The organism is Patulibacter medicamentivorans (assembly GCF_000240225.1).
GTDB lineage: Bacteria > Actinomycetota > Thermoleophilia > Solirubrobacterales > Solirubrobacteraceae > Patulibacter > Patulibacter medicamentivorans.
In genome coordinates, this window is sequence record NZ_AGUD01000247.1 from 16,658 (window position 1) to 33,510 (window position 16,853).

General features: G+C 73.3%; 17 protein-coding genes and 1 pseudogene. 10 read left to right on the forward strand and 8 right to left on the reverse strand.

All coding sequences use genetic code 11. The annotated features are described in order from the left end of the window. Positions 1-54 precede the first annotated feature (54 nt). The 4 genes from PAI11_RS17270 to PAI11_RS27885 all read left to right on the forward strand — a co-directional run bounded on the left by PAI11_RS17270 (position 55) and on the right by PAI11_RS27885 (position 4,395). A complete protein-coding gene (locus PAI11_RS17270; protein WP_007577156.1) occupies positions 55-738 on the forward strand; it encodes a CHAD domain-containing protein in 684 nt (227 codons plus the stop codon). Beyond that, positions 735-1,337: a CHAD domain-containing protein gene (locus PAI11_RS17275; protein WP_007577158.1), complete on the forward strand. Its 603-nt coding sequence runs from the start codon at positions 735-737 to the stop codon at positions 1,335-1,337. Before PAI11_RS17270 ends, PAI11_RS17275 begins: the two co-directional genes overlap by 4 nt. A 20-nt stretch (positions 1,338-1,357) precedes the next feature. Next, a complete protein-coding gene (gene ppk1, locus PAI11_RS17280) occupies positions 1,358-3,577 on the forward strand; it encodes a polyphosphate kinase 1 (RefSeq protein ID WP_007577160.1) in 2,220 nt (739 codons plus the stop codon). 212 nt (positions 3,578-3,789) lie between these two features. After that, positions 3,790-4,395: a TetR/AcrR family transcriptional regulator gene (locus tag PAI11_RS27885; RefSeq protein WP_244406562.1), complete on the forward strand. Its 606-nt coding sequence runs from the start codon at positions 3,790-3,792 to the stop codon at positions 4,393-4,395. A gap of 79 nt (positions 4,396-4,474) precedes the next feature. On the opposite strand, the gene PAI11_RS17290 is transcribed toward PAI11_RS27885, so the two are convergent. Both PAI11_RS17290 and PAI11_RS17295 read right to left on the reverse strand, forming a co-directional pair. Next, positions 4,475-6,457 (reverse strand): SDR family oxidoreductase, encoded by a 1,983-nt coding sequence (locus PAI11_RS17290; RefSeq protein ID WP_007577162.1) that lies wholly within the window; start codon positions 6,455-6,457, stop codon positions 4,475-4,477. Between the two features lie 696 nt (positions 6,458-7,153). Further along, complete coding sequence (locus PAI11_RS17295; protein WP_007577163.1) at positions 7,154-7,432, reverse strand: hypothetical protein; 279 nt, start codon at positions 7,430-7,432, stop codon at positions 7,154-7,156. 29 nt (positions 7,433-7,461) lie between these two features. Here PAI11_RS17295 and PAI11_RS17300 point away from each other — a divergent pair, with 29 nt between their 5' ends. Continuing rightward, positions 7,462-8,196: an enoyl-CoA hydratase/isomerase family protein gene (locus PAI11_RS17300; RefSeq protein ID WP_007577164.1), complete on the forward strand. Its 735-nt coding sequence runs from the start codon at positions 7,462-7,464 to the stop codon at positions 8,194-8,196. Positions 8,197-8,389: 193 nt separating this feature from the next. On the opposite strand, the gene PAI11_RS24670 is transcribed toward PAI11_RS17300, so the two are convergent. Next, positions 8,390-9,232: a GNAT family N-acetyltransferase gene (locus PAI11_RS24670; RefSeq protein WP_050897290.1), complete on the reverse strand. Its 843-nt coding sequence runs from the start codon at positions 9,230-9,232 to the stop codon at positions 8,390-8,392. Between the two features lie 128 nt (positions 9,233-9,360). Here PAI11_RS24670 and PAI11_RS17310 point away from each other — a divergent pair, with 128 nt between their 5' ends. Next, on the forward strand, positions 9,361-10,029 hold the full coding sequence (locus tag PAI11_RS17310; protein ID WP_007577166.1) for an SDR family oxidoreductase: 669 nt from the start codon (positions 9,361-9,363) through the stop codon (positions 10,027-10,029). Between the two features lie 172 nt (positions 10,030-10,201). Here the strand turns inward: PAI11_RS17310 and PAI11_RS17315 are convergent, their stop codons facing one another. The 5 genes from PAI11_RS17315 to PAI11_RS27425 all read right to left on the reverse strand — a co-directional run bounded on the left by PAI11_RS17315 (position 10,202) and on the right by PAI11_RS27425 (position 14,561). Further along, positions 10,202-10,822 (reverse strand): rhomboid family intramembrane serine protease, encoded by a 621-nt coding sequence (locus PAI11_RS17315; protein ID WP_007577167.1) that lies wholly within the window; start codon positions 10,820-10,822, stop codon positions 10,202-10,204. An 88-nt stretch (positions 10,823-10,910) separates the two neighbouring features. Then, complete coding sequence (locus PAI11_RS17320; RefSeq protein WP_007577168.1) at positions 10,911-12,026, reverse strand: carboxylate-amine ligase; 1,116 nt, start codon at positions 12,024-12,026, stop codon at positions 10,911-10,913. Positions 12,027-12,132: 106 nt separating this feature from the next. Further along, entirely contained in the window at positions 12,133-12,849 is a 717-nt protein-coding gene (locus PAI11_RS17325) for a flavodoxin family protein (RefSeq protein WP_007577169.1), read from the reverse strand. Between the two features lie 337 nt (positions 12,850-13,186). After that, entirely contained in the window at positions 13,187-14,299 is a 1,113-nt protein-coding gene (locus tag PAI11_RS28390) for an RtcB family protein (protein ID WP_007577170.1), read from the reverse strand. Between the two features lie 70 nt (positions 14,300-14,369). Beyond that, positions 14,370-14,561 carry a hypothetical protein gene (locus PAI11_RS27425; protein WP_007577172.1) on the reverse strand — a complete coding sequence of 64 codons (192 nt, stop codon included), beginning with the start codon at positions 14,559-14,561 and terminating at the stop codon, positions 14,370-14,372. Positions 14,562-14,683: 122 nt separating this feature from the next. Here PAI11_RS27425 and PAI11_RS17335 point away from each other — a divergent pair, with 122 nt between their 5' ends. From PAI11_RS17335 to PAI11_RS17345, 4 genes and pseudogenes are all read left to right on the forward strand, one after another. Then, positions 14,684-15,295: an LURP-one-related family protein gene (locus PAI11_RS17335; protein WP_007577174.1), complete on the forward strand. Its 612-nt coding sequence runs from the start codon at positions 14,684-14,686 to the stop codon at positions 15,293-15,295. Positions 15,296-15,412: 117 nt separating this feature from the next. Beyond that, positions 15,413-15,865, forward strand: coding sequence for a tautomerase family protein (locus tag PAI11_RS17340; protein ID WP_007577175.1), 453 nt, complete (start codon positions 15,413-15,415; stop codon positions 15,863-15,865). Positions 15,866-16,042: 177 nt separating this feature from the next. Further along, positions 16,043-16,180: a hypothetical protein gene (locus PAI11_RS27430; protein WP_007577176.1), complete on the forward strand. Its 138-nt coding sequence runs from the start codon at positions 16,043-16,045 to the stop codon at positions 16,178-16,180. 15 nt (positions 16,181-16,195) lie between these two features. After that, a pseudogene (locus PAI11_RS17345) lies at positions 16,196-16,853 on the forward strand (hypothetical protein); the annotation flags it as partial.

Genomic DNA, 16,853 nt, shown 5'->3' on the forward strand with positions numbered 1-16,853 from the left:
GGGAACTTCACCGGACGGTCGCATCCGGCGCGATCCGACGGCTACGCTGGGACCGTGGCCAAGGCCAAGCCGATCCCCGGGCTCCGCGCGGACGTGCCGTACGGCCTCGCGGCGGCCGCGACGGTCCGCGTCCGCAGCAGCGAGCTGTTCGACCACGCCGAGGGCGTCCTCGACACCGAGGAGATCGAGCGCGTCCACGCGATGCGGGTCGCCAGCCGCCGCCTGCGGGCCGTGCTGGAGATCTACGCGCCCTGCTTCCCGCCGGCGGAGTTCCGCTCCGCGCTGCGCGACGTCAAGCGGATCGCCGACGCGCTCGGCGCCCGCCGCGACCCGGACGTCCAGCTCGAGGGACTGGAGCGGTTCGCCGCCGCGCTGCCGGAGGCCGACCACGCCGGCCTGGAGGCGTTCATCGCCGGCGTCCGCGACGAGCAGGCGGCCGGCAACGAGGTGCTCGCGGCGGGACTGCAGGCGCTGGCCGGCAGCGGCCTGCAGGAGCGGCTGGAGGCGCTGGCCGCCGCCGCCGAGGCCCGGGTCCCCGCGTCGGACGGGGACGACCCGGACGACGAGGACGAGCAGCCCGAGGGCGAGGACGCCGTGACCGAGGGCGTCGCCGCGGCCGCGCCGCCGGCGCTCGACGGGTCCGCCGTGACCGAGGTCCCGGGAGCCCACGTCAACGGCGCCTCGGCGCGCGAGGCCGCCTCGCCGTCCGTGCCGACCGCCGAGGAGGGCAGCCCGTGAAGGCCCGCCGCGTCAAGGGGATCGACGTCGCCGGCCCGCTGGCCGACAACGTCGAGCGGATCGTCCGGCTGCGGCTCGACGAGCTGCACGGCTTCATCCCGGCGGCGCTCGACGCCGACGAGGTCGAGGCGCTGCACGACATGCGGATCGCCGCCAAGCGGCTGCGCTACGTGCTCGAGGTGACCGCCGAGGAGTGCTTCGGCCCGTACGCCATGACGGCCGCCCGGCGGGCGAAGGACCTCCAGGACCTGATCGGCGAGATCCACGACTGCGACGTCGCGCTGCCGCGGGTCGTGCGGGCTGCCCGCGAGCGGCGCGAGGCCGACGTGGCCGCGCTGCTGGAGCGCGCGGGGGAGGACGCGGCCGACCTCGACCCGCGGCTGGCCGCCGAGCTGCCGCACGCCGCCGAGCACCGCGGCCTGATCTCGCTGCAGACGTACCTGGAGGCCCGTCGCCAGCTGCTCTACGCCCGCTTCCTCGACCTCTGGACCGAGCTCCAGCGCGAGGGCTTCCGGGCGCGGCTGGAGTTCGCGATCGCCGAGCGGCCGCCGGCGATCACGCCGCTTTCACCGGATGGCAACGTCGCCGTCACACCCTGACCGTACGCTCGGTGACCTCGATGCACGACGATCCGTCCCCCGCCTCCGCCACCACCGTCCCCGGACCGGTGGAGGATCCGGCCGCCGCGACCGCCAACGGCAGCGCCCGCCCGGCGCCGCCGGCCGCCGCCGACGACGACCTGCCGGATCCGGCCGATCCGCAGTTCTTCGTCAACCGCGAGCTGTCGTGGATCGACTTCGACGAGCGGGTCCTGGAGCTGGCTCGCGATCCCCGCCAGCGGCTCCTGGAGCGGGCCAAGTTCGCCGCGATCTTCGCGTCGAACCTCGACGAGTTCTTCATGATCCGGGTCGCCGGGCTGCACGCGAAGGTCTGGGCCGAGAACCGCCGTCGCGGGCCGGACGGTCGCACCGCCGACCAGGTCCTCGACGAGCTGCGGGCGAAGGTCGACCCGCTGGTCCGCCAGCACGCGCGGCTGGTGATCGACGAGCTGCTGCCGCAGCTGACGGAGACGGGCATCCGCCTGGTCCGCCACGACCAGCTCGACGACGCCCAGAAGGCGACCGTCGCCGATCGCTTCCAGAACCGGATCTACCCGGTGCTGACGCCGCTGGCCGTTGGGCTCGGCCGTCCGTTCCCCTACATCTCGAACCTCTCGCTGAACCTCGGCGTGCTGGTTCGCGATCCCGACACCGGCCAGACGGTCTTCGCCCGCGTCAAGCTGCCGACCGAGGTCCTCGACCGGCTGGAGCGGGTCGACGGCGCCGGCAGCGGCGAGGAGCAGGTGTTCGTGCCGCTGGAGGAGGTCGTCGAGGCCCATCTCGACCGGCTCTTCCCCGGGATGGAGATCCTCGACCGCGGCATGTTCCGCGTCACCCGCGACGCCGACTTCGAGATCTCCGACGAGGCCGACGACGTCAAGCGCGCGCTCGAGGCCGAGCTGCGCAACCGCCGCTTCGGCGAGATCGTCCGGGTCGAGATCGACGCCGACGTGACCGAGGCCCTGCGGACCGAGATCGTCGAGCAGCTCGGCGTCGAGGAGCGGATGGTCTACGACGTCGACGGGCTGCTTGACCTGACCGCGCTCTGGCAGCTGGTCAAGGCCCCCGGCCACAACGACCTGCTCGACCCGCCCTGGCGGCCGGTGACCCCGCCGCGGCTGCGCGAGGGCGACGACGAGCAGGCCGACGTGTTCGCGGCGATGCGCCGCGGCGACGTCCTGGTCCACCACCCGTACGACAGCTTCGAGACCTCGGTCGAGCGGTTCGTCGAGCAGGCCTCGGCCGACCGCGACGTGCTGGCGATCAAGATGACCGTCTACCGCACGAGCGCGGACAGCACGCTGCTGCCGGCGCTGGTGCGGGCGTCGGAGCGCGGCAAGCAGACGGTCGCGCTGGTCGAGCTGAAGGCCCGCTTCGACGAGCAGGCCAACATCCGCTGGGCTCAGGTCCTGGAGGACACCGGCGTCCACGTCGTCTACGGCCATCCCGCGCTGAAGACGCACGCCAAGTGCATCCTCGTGGTCCGCCGCGAGGGCGACCGGGTCCGCCACTACGTCCACGTCGGGACCGGCAACTACAACGCCAAGACCGCGCGGCTCTACACCGACTTCGGGCTCTTCACCTGCGACCCGGAGATCGGCGCCGACGTCGCCGACATGTTCAACCAGCTGACCGGCTTCGCCAAGCCGGGCCGCTTCCGCAAGTCGCTGGTCGCTCCCAACGGCCTGCGCGACGGGCTGCTGGCCGAGCTCGAGCGGACGGTCCAGGCGCACCGCGAGGGCAAGCCCGCGCGCGTCGTCCTGAAGATGAACTCGATCGTCGATCGCCAGTCGATCCAGGCGCTCTACCGGGCGTCCCAGGCCGGTGTCCCGATCGACATCAACGTTCGCGGCATCTGCTGCCTGCGGGTCGGCATCCCCGGCCTGTCGGAGACGATCCGGGTCCGCTCGGTGCTCGGGCGGTTCCTCGAGCACTCGCGGATCTACGCCTTCGAGCGCGGTGACGAGACGACGGTCCTGATGGGTTCCGCCGACATCATGGAGCGCAACCTCGACAACCGGGTCGAGCTGGTGGTCCCGGTCGACGAGCCGCTCGCCAAGGAGCAGCTGCTCGACGCGCTGGAGCGCAGCCTGGCCGATGAGGACGGCTCCTGGCTGCTGCAGCCCGACGGCTCGTGGGAGCGCGTCGACGCCGCCGACCCGGAGCATCCGAACGGCCTCCAGCGGGGGCTGATGGAGCTGCACGCCCGGCGCGCTCGCGAGGCCGATCTCGAGGAGTGACTGCGGCCGTTCTGAGGGCGGCCGAACGTACGATGTCGATCTTCTGGCGATCGAACGTCCGCTGAGAGATCAGACACATCGTCAGAGGACGGTAGTGTGCAGCTGTGCACGATCTCCCGCCGCCCTCGACTCAGGGCGGAAACGATTCCGCCTCGACCATCTCGATCGAACCCCGGCAGTCCGTCGGCGAGCGCCTGACGCGCGGGCGGGTGGTGACCGCCGCGGTCACGATCGCGCGCCGCGACGGACTCGACGCGCTCTCGATGCGGCGCCTGGCCGCCGAGCTCGGCGTCTCGACCATGGCCGCCTACCGGCACGTGCCGGGCAAGGACAGCCTGGTCGACGACGTCGTCGACGCCGTGATCGCGACGATCCCGCTCGACGGCTACGTCGGCACCTGGAGCGAGCGGCTCGAGGAGCTGACGATCACCAGCTACCGGACGCTCGACGAGTTCCCCGGCCTGCCGGAGCGGATCCACGGTCGCGCGCTCGGTCGTCCGGGCATCATCCGCTGGCTCGAGGCGTTCAACACGCCGCTGGTCGAGGCCGGGGTCCCGGTCGAGGCCCGCAGCGGGGGCACGACCTCGCTCGTCTGGCTGCTCCGCGGCGCCTCGCGGCTGACCTCCGAGTGGGGCGACATGGTCGGCGCGCTCGAGGAGATCGCCGGTCGCGACGACGAGGACGGCGACGACACGCCGATCATGCGCCAGGGCCGCGAGCTGCTGGGCGACCAGCAGGTCGAGGATCTCCTGCGCAGCGGCGTGCGCCTGATCCTGACCGGGCTCCGCCAGGCCGCCGACGAGGCCGCCGCCGGCTGACCCACGCCGCAGGGGGGATGGACGACCGATCCCGCCTGCGGATCGGTCGCCCACCGGCCCGTCGTCGGGAGCGCGTGTCCTACCAGTGCATGCCGCGCGTGAGCGCGGCGAGCACGCGCATCTCGACGCCCGCCCGCTCGTCCGGGTTCTCCTGGCCGCGCGCGGCGGCCGAGTCGGGGAAGACCCGGTAGCCGGTGTTGAGGATCTGGTCGCTGATCTTCGGCGCCAGCGCGTAGAGCACCTCGCCGGCGGTCCCGAGCAGCGTGTCGATGTGCTTCGGGTGCTGGATGATCGCCTTCGCGACCAGGTCCGCGGCCTCGACCGGCGTGATCGTCGGCATCTTGTCGTAGATCTTCGTCGGCGCGATCATCGGCGTCCGCACCAGCGGCATGTGGATCGTCGTGAAGGTGACCTTCGCGCCGACCAGCTCCGACGCGACGACCCGCGTCCAGGCGTCGAGCGCGGCCTTCGAGGCGACGTAGGCGCTGAACCGCGGCGGCCACGTCTGGGCGCCGATCGAGCTGATGTTCACGACGTGGCCGCCGCCGTGCTCGACCATGTGCGGCAGCACGCCCATCACCAGCCGGATCGCGCCGAAGTAGTTCAGCTGCATCGTCCGCTCGAAGTCGTGGAAGCGGTTGAGGCTGAGCTTCAGCGAGCGGCGGATCGAGCGGCCGGCGTTGTTGACCACGACGTCGACCCGGTGCTCGCGGGTGACGGTCCGCGCCAGCTCGTCGATCGCCTCGAGGTCGTTGAGGTCGCAGGGGTAGACGTAGGCGGTGCCGCCCTGCTGCTCGATCAGGCGCTGGAGCGCCTCGAGCTTCGAGCGGGTGCGCGCGACCAGCAGCGGCGTCCCGCCCGACAGCGCGACCTTCAGCGCCGTCGCCTCGCCGATCCCCGACGACGCGCCGGTGATCAGGACGGTGCGACCGTGGACCGCCGCCCGCAGCGCCGTGTCGTCGTGCAGGTCGGGATCGAGGTTGCGCTCCCAGAAGTCCCAGAGGGTCGCCGCGTAGTCGCGCAGGCGCGGGACCGTGATCCCGCTGCCGGCCAGTGCCTGCTCGGCGCGGCGGGCGTCGAAGACCGACGCGAACGACATGTGCGGCAGGACCTCGTCGGGGATCCCGGTGGGGGCGAGCAGCGCCCGGCGGACCGGCGCCAGCGTCGGGCTGTTGACCACCCGCGACAGCAGCCCCTTGTGGAGGTCCAGCGCGGGGATGCCGGGCGGGCGCAGCGACAGCCGCGGGGCGCGGGCCGCCCGGGCGAAGATGTTGATCGAGTCGATCAGCGGCTGCGGCCGCGGGTTGCAGAGGTGGAAGGCCTGCTGGTCGAGGTCCGGCTCGTGGGCGATGTGGTCCATCGCCTTGACGACGTAGTCGACCGGGACCATGTTGGTGGCGCCGAGGTCGGGCGCGGCCAGCGGGATCACCCCCGGCAGCTTGCGCATCCGCTTGAGCAGGCCGAAGACGTAGTACGGACCGTCGATCTTGTCCATCTCGCCGGTCTCGGAGTGGCCGACGACGATCGCCGGCCGGTAGACGCGCCAGGGGACCAGCGACTCGCCGCGGGCGATCCGCTCGGACTCGAACTTGGTCCGGTGGTAGGCCGAGGGCAGCGGCTGGCCCTCGTCGAACATGTCCTCGCGGAAGACGCCGTGGAAGTCGCCGGCGGCCGCGACCGACGAGACGTGGTGCAGGCAGCCGACCTCGAGCACGTTGGCCAGCTCGACGGCGTGCCGCGTGCCCTCGACGTTGAGCGTCTCGTTGCGCTCCTCGTCGGCGGTCATGTCGTAGATCGCCGCGAGGTGGAAAAGGTGGTCGATCTGGCCCCGGTGGGCCTCGATCCACTCGTGGTCGACGCCCATCGCCGGCGACTCGAGGTCGCCGACGACCAGCTTGACGCGATCGGCCGCGTCCTCCGGCCAGCCGGCGATCAGGCGGTCGAGCTTGGGACGCGAGCCGTCGCGCACGACGACGTGGATGTCGCCCTCGCGGTTCTCCAGGAGGGTCGCGACCAGGTGTCGTCCGATGAAGCCGGTCGCCCCGGTGACCAGGTAGGCCATGTCTCTGTGCTCCTCGTGCTCTGCGCCGTCGCCCCGAGCCGTGCACCGGGGACCCGGGTCGAGGGTATCCCAGTGACGCGGTGTCCGGAACCGCTCGGCGCCGACGTGACGCAGGCGTCACGGACGCCGTCGGCCGGCTGTCGCAGCCGGGCGATGTGGCGCTCTCCGAGAGTCCCCGGTCGGTGGTCCCCCAACGCCGACCAGCCGGCCGATGGCGATCGTCCGCTCCCCGCAACCACCGCCGCTCGCGCTCCTCCTGCCCGCCTCGGGCAGCCGCTCACGGGCGACCGAGGCCGGGCGATGAGCGGCTCGCTGGAACCGGGATCGCGGATCGGCGGCTACCGGATCGACGGCGTCGCCGGTCGCGGCGGCGGTGGACGTCAGGCGGTCGTTCGCGGACCGGCGAGGGCGTCCCCCCACCGTCGGGCGCCGTCCGATCGCCTCCTGATGGAGCCGCTGGTCGCGAGATGGCGAAGCGACGGCTCAGCGACGCACGATCGTCGTCTCACCCGGAGCCGCGGCCGAGAAGACGATTCGCCGGCCCAGATGACCGCGCCTGCCGCGGGTGGATGCCTGGCGTTCGTGGGCCGAGGAGGCCGTCGCCAGGAAGCGAGAGCCGTGCGCCGGCACCGCCGAGCGCACACGGTGGCGAGATCGGAAGCGTCCGCGGACGCCAGGCGCCGCCCGCCGCCGCGGCTACCAGCCGAGGCGCTCGTCGCGCGTGGCCGTGCGGGCCTTGGCGGCGGCGAGCTTGGCGTACTTGCGCTTGTCGAGACGGCCCTGGAGGAGCGTCATGACGAGCGCGAAGGCGGGGATCCCGACGATCACGGCGAAGCCGAAGAGCGTGACCTGGAGGTCGTTGTTCTCGCCGATCGTGCCTTGACCGCTGTCGATCTTGGCGAAGGCGGTGCCGGTGGTGACCGAGAGGGTCGCGACCGTGGTCGCGAGCAGCAGCATCAGGCGGCGCAGGCGCATAGGCGGCAATCGTATAGAACCCAGCGGCGATGACCGGTCTCGAGCGCACCCGCAACGCCGATGGGGTGGAGGTCGTGCGGCTGAACCGCCCCGACAGCCGCAACGCGATGGACACCGCGACGCTCGACGAGCTGCTGGCCACGCTGGCCGAGCTGGCCGCCGACGCCGATCTGCGGGTGGTCGTCTTCTCGACGACGTCGACCCGTGCGCTGTGCGCCGGCGCGGACGTCGCCGAGCAGCTGGACCGCGACGGCGGGATCGCCCGGATGGAGCGCTTCGCCCGCATGTACCAGGCGGTCGTCGACCTGCCGGTGCCGACGATCGCCGTCTGCGTCGGCAACGTCGTCGGCGCCGGGGCGGAGCTGGCCGCCGCCTGCGACCTGCGGGTCGCCGGCGACAACCTGAAGCTCGCGTGGGCGGGCGCGAAGCTGGGCGTCCCCGTCGGTCCCGCGCGGCTGGTGCCGCTGGTCGGGCTGGCCCGGGCGAAGGAGCTGATCTACAGCGGTCGGGTCGTCGGCGCCGAGGAGGCCGCGCGGATCGGGCTCGCCGAGCGGGTCGCGCCGGAGGCCGAGGCCGAGGCGGCGGCGCTCGAGCTGGCGGCGACGCTGGCGGCACGACCGGCCGAGGGCCTGCGGCGGCTGAAGCGGATGTTCCGCGACGGCGAGGACCTGGCCGGCCGGACCGCGCGCGAGAACGTGACGCTGCTGGACTGGCAGCGCTACGGGCAGGGGCTGCCGCAGGGCGGCGCGCCGACGCGGGACTAGTCGGTCCTGGTCCGGTCGACGAGGCGGGGCCGGTGAGCGAGGTGCGGGCCGGTGAGCGAGGTGGCGTCAGTTCGCCCCGGGCCGCGCGAGGTGGCGTCAGTTCGTGCCGCATGCCGCGGTGAGATGACGCCACCGCCCCGGGTCTGCGCGAAGTTGACGCCACCTTCTCGCGACGAGCGGGGTGCCGCGCGCGTCAGGGCCGGATCGCCTGGGTGGTGCGGCCGACCGCGACGAAGCCGAGCCGGCGGTACCAGGCGGCCGGCCGGTCGCCGGGGTCGGCGAGGAGTGCGATCCGGGCGACGTCGCGCTCGACGGCGAGGGTGGCGGCCGCCACCAGCAGCGCGGTCCCGATCCCGCGGCCGCGATGGCCGGCCGCGGTCAGGAGGTCGTCGATCTCGAGGTGGAGGCTCGCCAGGTGGACGACGGCGGCGCCGACCGGCGCTCCGACGGCGTCGCGTGCCAGCAGGTGACGGGTGCTGGGGCCGGGGGCGAGCGCCCATTGCTGGGCGACCTGGCGCTGCTCGTCCGCGTCGCCGTCGCCGTCGACGGTGGCCCGCACCGGGATCGCCGCTTCCGGCGGCTCGCACGCGACCTGGACGGAACCGTCGCCCGTGCCCGTGCCCGTGCCCGTGCCCGTGCCCGTGCCCGGCACCGCGGCGCGCGCCCGCTCCAGCAGCTCGGCCGGGTCGACGGCCAGCACCTCGAGGGTCAACGGCACCAGTCCGTGGGCGGCCAGCGCCGGCCGCAGCCGGGCGGCGTCGGTCAGCGACCGCAGGTCGACCGCGCGGTGGGCCAGGCCGGCTGCGCGGTGAGCCGCCTCGATCCCCTCCACCACGGCTGCGGGTTCCAGGTCGCCGGCCCGGGGCACGACCTGCGCGCGGTTGAGGGCCCAGACCCGAGGCGCGGCCGGGGTGGTGAGCATCCAGCCCCAGGCCGTCCGCTCGGCGTGGGCCGCGCGCTTGCGGACGGCGCCGGCGGCGTGGCCGACGACCAGCTGGCACCACCACTCGTCGCTGCGTGATCCCGACGGCCGCATCGGCGGCACGTTAATCGGGGGCTCGAGCACCCGCCGCGACGTTGCGGACCGTGGGCGACCGGAACGTCACGGCGGGCGCGACCACCCAACGCGACGACCTCCGACAGGCCAGCGGCTAACGTCGTCCCATGGACATCGCCATCGCCGGCGCCCACGGCCAGATCGCTCGCCGCCTGACACGGCTGCTCGTCGCTCGCGGCGACAGCGTCCGCGGCCTGATCCGCAACCCCGACCACGCCGCCGACATCCGCGCCGACGGCGGCGACCCGGTCCTCTGCGACCTCGAGTCGGCGGCGGCCCACGAGGTCGGGCTGGCGATCGAGGGCGCGGACAGCGTCGTCTTCGCCGCCGGCGCCGGGCCCGGCAGCGGTGCCGACCGCAAGGGCACGATGGATCGCGACGGCGCGATCCTGCTGCTCGAGGCGGCTCGGACCGCCAAGGTCCCGGGCTACGTGATCGTCAGCTCGCTCGGCGCCGACGACCCGCCGCAGGACGACGACGTCTTCAGCGTCTACCTGCGGGCCAAGGCCGCCGCCGACCGCGCGGTGATCGACAGCGACCGGCAGTGGACGGTCCTCCGTCCCGGGGTCCTGACCGACGACCCGGGCACCGGCCGGGTCCGGATCGCCCGCCGCGTCCCGCGCGGACCCGTCACCCGCGACGACGTCGCCGCCGTGCTGGCGGCGATCCTCCACGACCACCGGACCGGCGGCCGGATCCTGTCGCTCGTCGGCGGCGAGGATCCGGTCGACGCCGCGCTCGAGGCGGCGTTGACCGCCGACCCGCGGGACGGGTAGGCCGAATCGGGACGTCGGGCGTTCCAATCTGGCGGATGACGCGCCGCCCCGACGGCTCGGGACATCAAACGTCTCAACCTGGCGGACGGCGCGGCACCTCGACGAACCGGGGCGTCAGGCGCCCCAACCTGCCAGCCGCCATCGCGCCCCGATGAAACCGGGACGCGCGCCCTCAGGCCGCGCTCTGCCGGCGCCGCCGCTCCTGGGTCAGCAGCCAGGCGGCCACGACGCCGCCGATCGCGCCGAACAGGTGGGCCTGCCACGAGACGCCGGGACGCGGGATCAGGCTGAAGAGGAACGACCCGCCCCAGACCACCGCGACGATCACGCCGACGGCGATCTCCAGCAGCCGGCGGCTGAAGATGCCGCGCGCCAGCAGGTAGGTCGCGTAGCCGAGGACGATCCCGCTGGCCCCGACCGTGACCGAGTTCGACGGTGCGGTCAGCCAGGTCCCGATCCCGGCGACCAGGCCGACGATCGCGGTCACCAGCAGCACCCGCAGCGCGCCGCTGAACGCGATCACCGCGCCCAGCACGAGGAACGGGATCGTGTTGCCGATCAGGTGGCCGAAGCTGCCGTGCAGGAACGGGCTGAAGAGGATCCCGTCGAGCCCGTCGAAGGAGCGCGGGCGGATCCCGTGGCCGTCCAGCCGGTGGTCGTCGATCGTGTCGATGATCTCGACGACCCACATCAGGGCCGCCATCGCGCCGACGACGAAGAGTCCGGTCGTGCGCTCGTCGCGGGCCGTGCTTCCGCCCGCGTCCGGCCGTCCCGTCAGGTCGCTGGTGCTCATCCTGCAACGATCCCGCATCGAGCGGCGCGCCGCCAACTGCCGGGCGACATCGGCCTCGATCCTCCGCCGATCTCCGGTGGATCCGGGCTCAACGACCGACGGTGGTCGCCACGATCTCCGCCATCACCTCGCGCATGTCGCGGTTGGTGTCGTAGATCAGGACCTGGCGATCGGCCCCGGTGCCCTTCTCGATGATGTCGGCGATGCCGTTGAACGCGTCCTCCGAGCCCAGCTCCTGGGCGTGCTCCCGCAGCCGCTCCAGCAGCCGCCGGGCGAGCGTCCGCGTGCTGACGCGATCCGCCGACGGCAGGTCGACCAGCTCGCCCTCGAGCCCGTGGATCGCCGCCAGGTACTTGTTCTCGTCGAGGACCTGCCAGGGGTAGTCGCCGAGCACGGTGCCCTGCTCGTGGTGGGCGGCCAGCTCGTGGACCATCGCCTGGATCAGCGCCGCCAGCGCCAGCGTGTGGTCGACGCGGGTCTGGCCGTCGCAGACGCGGATCTCGACGGTGCCGAACTTCGGCTGCGGCCGGACGTCGTGCCAGACGTAGGTCGGGTCGCTCATCACGCCCGAGCGCATCATGAACTCGACGTCCTGCTCGTAGCGGGCCCAGCTGCCGTAGGCGGTCGGCACGCCGATCCGGGGGAAGGCGCGGAAGATCGGGGTCCGGGTCGACGCCAGCCCGGTCCGGTCGCCGCGCCAGAACGGCGAGTTGGCGCTCAGCGCCAGCAGGATCGGCAGGTGCACCCGCATCCCGTCGGCGATGTGGATCGCCTGGTCCGGGTCGTCGATCCCGACGTGGACGTGGAGCCCGAACAGCAGCTCCTGACGGGCGACGAAGCGCAGCTCGCGGACGAGGTCGCGGTAGCGGTCGCGGGCGGCGATCCGCTGGTCCTCCCAGAGCGCGAACGGGTGCGTGCCCGCCGACCCGATCGTCAGGCCCTTCTCGGCCGCCCTCGCCGCGACGTGCGCCCGCAGCGCCCGCAGCTGCTCGCTCGCCTCGGCGGTGTTGCGGGTCGGCTCGGTGGCGATCTCCAGCACCGACTCCATCAGCTCGGGCTTGACCTCGCCGACGGGCGCGTCGCCGAGCAGCGACTCGACGGCGTTGACGAGCGAGAAGTCGTCCGGGTCGACGATCATCAGCTCCTCCTCGATGCCGATCGAGAAGGGCGTGCGCCCCGGGGCCGCGCGGAAGGCGTGCTCCATGCGGCCGAAGGCTAGACGGCGCGGTGGCGGCTACGGGCAGGTTCGGTTCGCGGCGCCGGCGCGACGCTCCGTCGCCCGCGTCGGACTCCGGCCGACGCGGGCGACGTCAGCGGCGGTACTCGGGGTTCTCCCAGTCGAATCGCTCGCCGGCGTCCCAGGCGCTGCGCTGGTTGCCGTGGGCCGGGATCCCGCCCGCGTCCTTCAGCAGCCGGGCCAGGTGCAGCAGGTTCCAGGTCATGAACGTGGTGTTGCGGTTGGTGAAGTCGTTCTCGGGGCCGCCGGAGCCCGGGTCGAGGTAGCTGGGACCGGGGCCGGCGGGGCCGATCCAGCCGGCGTCGGCCTGCGGCGGGATCGTGAAGCCGACGTGCTGCAGCGAGTACAGGACGTTCTGGGCGCAGTGCTTGATCCCGTCCTCGTTGCCGGTGATCAGGCAGCCGCCGACCTTGCCGTAGGTGGCGTACTGGCCGGCGTCGTTGAGCAGGTGCGAGCAGGAGTAGAGCCGCTCGATCGCCCGCTTCATCACCGAGCTGTTGTCGCCGAGCCAGATCGGGCCGGCGAGCACCAGGATGTCGGCGGCCTCGACCTGGGCGTAGATCTCGGGCCACTCGTCGGTCGCCCAGCCGTGCTCGGTCATGTCGGGCCAGACGCCGGTGGCGACGTCGCGGTCGATCAGCCGCACGACCTCGGTGGCGACGCCGTGGGCGTCCATCACGTGGCGGCTGGCGTCGATCAGGCCCTGGGTGTGGGACGGCTCCGGCGAGCGCTTGAGCGTGCAGTTGAGGAACAGCGCGCGCAGGTCGGACAGCTCGGGGACGGCGGTCATGGAGCGACCGTAGCCGCGCGCGGAGCCCGCGTTGGTGAACGGCTGCGAAACGGCGACGTGCCGGGCGGCCCGCGGGCGCCCGGCACGATGTGGCCGCCCGGCCCGACTCAGGCCGTCAGCGCGCGGTGCGACGCGCGCCGCTTCTTCTTCTTGGCCTTCTGGCCGACGCCGCGATCCCGCGGCCGATCGGCCGGGGCGAGGGGACACTCGCCACCGGCCGCGAAGATACCCCCGGCGCCGCGCCCGAACGTGCTCGATTTCGAGAACTGTTGCGGGCTCGCGGGCGCCCGTCCGGACCCGCCCGGGGCGCCGCCGCGCGGTGCGGCGGCGCGCCCGGTCAGTCCTTGAACGGGTCGATCGTGTCGGCGGGCGCCATCGCCACGCCGATCGGCGTCAGCCGGTGGAGCACCTCGATCGTGTCGGCGTGCGCGGCCAGCACCTGGTCCAGCCGCTTGTAGGCCGCCGGCGCCTCGTCGGCGGCCCCGCCGCGCAGCTCGATCCCGCCACCGGCCAGCTGGGCCTGGACCGCCGCGAAGTCGATCGCGCCGGTCTTGACGCGCCCGCGCCGCTTCACCATCCGGCCGTCGGGGTGGTCGACGCAGAGCGTGAAGCGGTCGTTCTGCGTCAGTCCCGCCCGCTCGCGCGCGTCGCGGAACTGGCCGATCGAGACCCAGAACGGGCAGTCCCGCTGCGAGCACTCCATCCGGTTCGCCATCCGCCCCGCCGCCTGCGTCCGCGACATCACGCGCCCGGCGCCGTGGACGGTCGAGGCCAGCAGGTCGTCGGTGGCGACGCCCTCGCGGCCGCGCAGGATCACCGACGGCTCGCCCATCGTCGCGCCGACGAAGCCCTCCTGGCCCGGGAACGCCGGGGTGCAGCCCTTGCGGACGACCCAGGCGTCGACGCCGTGGTGGCGCTCGCGCCACGCGTAGTTGTGGTGGTTGTGGACCTCGTGGGTGGCCCGAGCGCCGAGGATCTCCAGGACCTTGTCGACGACGACGTCGCGGCCGGCGTAGGCATAGGCGCCCGCCAGCTCCATCGCCGAGACGTACGCCTGCCCGATCTCGGAGTCGACGGCGAACAGCGTCGGCGGCGCGTCCATCTCGCCGTCCGGCGAGCGATCGGTGAAGGCGCCGCCGGCGGCCATCGACAGGAACCCGGACGCGGTCTTGTGGCCGAACCCGCGCGAGCCGAAGTGGACCCCGACCCAGGCGAACCCGTCGTCGCCCGCGAACAGGTCGACGTAGTGGTTGCCGGCGCCGACGGTGCCGAGCTGGTTGCGCGCGGACTGGACCATCGACCGCTGCGGCCGGAAGTCGGCCTGCGCGATCGCGTCGAGGACCGGGTGGTCGACCGGCTCGTCGTTCTTGCGGCCGACGCCGAACGAGATCCGCTCGAAGACCTCGTCCATGATCTTCGGCAGCAGCGGCAGCAGGTCGTCGGTCCGCACGTCGGTCCGGACGGCCTTGTTGCCGCAGCCGATGTCGTAGCCGACGCCCGTGACCGGGGGATAGGAGGCGCTAGCCGACGTGAGGGGCGGAGCCCCTCGGGTCGGGGTAGGCGAGCGCGCCGCCGATCGGCTGCGAGTAGCCGACGTGGCCGTCGGCGCACAGCACCCCGGCGATCGCGTCGCCGGCCTGCGCGCACCGCTCGAGCTGGCGCACGGCCCGCTCGTCGACGTCGCCGCGGACGGTGATCGGGATCTGGGTCATGGGACGAGCATGCCGGCTCGGCGATCGGCGGCGGGCCGGCCGCGAAGGCCGTCGGTCGGGTTCGATCCCCGCGACCGGGAGGGTGGCGACGATCGTCTGCGAGGTCGAGTGGACCCCCGGACATGACCGACCCCAACGATCACGATCGTTTCGTCCTGCGGCAGAAGCTCAAGCTGGTCATCAACCAGTACGCGTTCTCCGCGTCGCCGGGCGAGGGGGACGACGGCGAGCCGTTCTGCTTCGTCGAGCAGAAGCGGTTCAAGTTCAAGGAGGACATCCGCTTCTTCGAGGACGAGGGGAAGTCCCGCGAGCTGCTGCGGATCCTCGCCCGTCAGCGGTTCGATCCCACGGCGCGCTACGACGTCACCGCCGGCGGGGTGAAGGTCGGGGAGATCCAGAAGGTCTTCGGCAAGTCGCTGCTGCGCTCGACGTTCACGCTGTTCGGTCCCGACGGCGCCGAGGTCGCGACGGTCCGCGAGCGCAGCCTGCCGGTCGCGCTGTTCCGGCGGCTCGTCGGGTTCGTGCCGTACCTCGGCAACTTCGCCGACTGGCTCCCGATCCCCTACGACTTCGAGTTCCTGCGCGGCGAGGAGCGGATCGGCATCAACCGTCGCCGCCGGTGGAAGTGGGTCGACGTCTACGACATCGACCTCAGCGGCGACCCGCAGCGCACGCTCGATCGCCGTCTCGTGCTGGCGATCGCCGTCGGGTCGGACGCGCTCATGGCCCGCTGAGGAGGAGGCGGTCCGGTCCACGGCCAGCGGGCGGTTGCCGTATGACGGCCTGCATAGTAGGTTCGCGACTATGCCGGTCGTCATACGGCGGCCGGATCACGACCGAGGAGCACCGCGATGCCGATCATGGACCTGACCTACCCGCAGGGCGCGCTCGACGCCGACGCGCGCGGCGCGCTGACCGAGCAGCTGACGACGATCCTGCTGCGCGCCGAGCGGGCGCCGGACACCGAGTTCTTCCGCAACGTCACCTGGCTCTACGTCCACGAGCTGCCGGCGGAGCACGTCGTCGCCGCCGGGCGGCCGGTGCCGGCGCCGACGTTCCGGCTGCTGGTGACCACGCCGGAGGGCGCGCTCTCCGATCGCCGGCGCCGGGAGCTGGTCGCCGAGGCCACGACCGCGATCCGCGAGGCGGCGGGGATCCCCGAGGCCGAGGCGCTGCGGGTCTGGGTCCTCTGCCGCGAGATCGACGAGGGCAGCTGGGGCGCGGGTGGCCAGGTGATCTCGTTCCAGGCCCTGCGCGAGGCCGCCGCGGCCGAGCGCGAGCAGGCGGCGCCGACCGCCGCCTGACCGCGGTCGCCGACCGGCGCGGGTCGGCTGCGACGCTCCGGTCGCCGGCCGACCGGAACGTCGCACCAGGCCCGCGCCGCGGCTGACGGGCAGGACCCAGGAGGATTCGAACCCTTCCGGGTCCTTGCCCGAACTCGGGTTGCGAGCGGCCGTCGAGATGGCTAGGTTGATCGAACCATGTTCTCGACCTGGCTCAGCCCCGTGCGCGCCTCCCACGCCTTCGCCGGCGTCGGGCAGCCGCTGCATGCGCGGCCGCGGGACATGAAGGCTCGTGCGAACGAGCGCCGGTTCACGATCACGCGTACCGGCAGCTAGCGGGAGGTCATCCATATGGCTCCCGCGACGTTCGCGGGAGCCTCGGCTCGAGCAGGTCTGCAGCGTGCGGACCGGCGACGGGCAGCATGGACCCGCGACTCAATCATCAACGCGATCCAGGAATGGGTCGCCACATACGACGAGCCGCCCCGGGCGGCCGACTGGAACCCGTCCTCCGCGAAGTGGTCCGGCCAGACGTGGCGCGTCGAGCGCTACCGCGACGGCCGTGCCGACGGCTCGGCGTGGCCGTCGCTGAACGCCGCGAAGCGGCCGTTCGGCGGCTCGCTCGCCGAGGCGATCCGGGCGGCGGGCTTCGAGCCGGCCAAGCCGGGACCGCGGCGCCGGAGCGACGTCGAGCCCGCGCAGGCCGACCGGCTGCAGATGCCGCCGGAGGTCCGCGTGCTGCTCGACGCCGCGCTGGCCGAGGCCCGTGACGCCGAGCGTCGGGCGGGCGCTCTCGACGAGCGGCTGACGCGTGCGCAGGAGCGCGCGCGGACGCTGGCCGACGAGCGCGACGCCGCCCGCCGCAAGGCGACGGCACGGGCCACCCGTGAGCGGATCGCCGACGACGGCGCCGTCCTGCGGGCCGAGCGCGCCGTCCTGCGGGCGGAGCGGTTGGCCGAGGGCGCGCGGTCCGACGCGATCGAGGCGCGCACGGCGGCCAAGCGGCTGG